The organism is Cellulosimicrobium composti (genome assembly GCF_009711085.1).
GTDB classification, from domain to species: Bacteria; Actinomycetota; Actinomycetes; order Actinomycetales; family Cellulomonadaceae; genus Cellulosimicrobium; species Cellulosimicrobium composti.
Genome location: NZ_WMKA01000119.1, coordinates 1 through 866, shown reverse-complemented (window position 1 = coordinate 866; position 866 = coordinate 1). Strand labels below are relative to the sequence as shown.

At 71.0% G+C, this 866-nt stretch carries 1 protein-coding gene; it reads right to left on the bottom strand.

What is annotated here, in order from left to right:
* A partial coding sequence (locus GJV82_RS19215; RefSeq protein WP_318657852.1) for a molybdopterin-dependent oxidoreductase occupies positions 1 to 865 on the bottom strand: 865 nt, incomplete at its 3' end.
* Position 866: the final 1 nt, after the last annotated feature.

Here is an 866-nt window from a genome sequence, read left to right as displayed (position 1 = left end):
GGGGGGCGAGCCATTCGTCGGCGAACTTGGTGTTGTCGGCGTAGTCCGGGGAGATGACGACGACCTTCTGCCCGCGGTAGCGGGCCTCGGTCATGAAGTGGGCGTCGGGGGTGCGGGTGACCGGGACGTTGGAGCCCCACATGAGGCAGTAGGTGGCGTTCCACCAGTCGGCGGACTCGGGGACGTCGGTCTGGTCGCCGAAGACCTGGGGGGAGGCGACGGGCAGGTCGGCGTACCAGTCGTAGAACGAGAGCATGGTGCCGCCGAGCATCTGGACGAAGCGGGCGCCGACGCCGTGGGAGACCATGGACATGGCGGGGATGGGGGAGAACCCGGCGACGCGGTCGGGTCCGTAGGTCTTGATGGTGTGCACGTGGGCGGCGGCGACGATCTCGGCGGCCTCGTCCCAGGTGGCGCGCACGAGGCCGCCCTTGCCGCGTGCGGCCTTGTAGGCGCGGGACGCGTCGGGGTCGGAGGTGAGCATCTCCCACGCGAGGACGGGGTCGCCGCCCACGGTGCTCTTCGCGCGCCGGTACAGGTCGAGCAGGGTGGCGCGGACGTAGGGGTAGCGCACGCGGGTGGGGGAGTAGGTGTACCAGGAGAACGCGGCGCCGCGGGGGCAGCCGCGGGGTTCGTACTCGGGGGAGTCGGGGCCGACGGAGGGGTAGTCGGTCTGCTGGGTCTCCCAGGTGATGATGCCGTCCTTGACGTAGACCTTCCACGAGCACGAGCCGGTGCAGTTCACGCCGTGGGTGGAGCGCACGACCTTGTCGTGGGACCACCGGTCGCGGTAGAACACGTCGCCCTGGCGTCCGCCGGTCAGGAACACCTGCCGCAGGTCGTCCGACACCCGCCCCCGCCGCAGG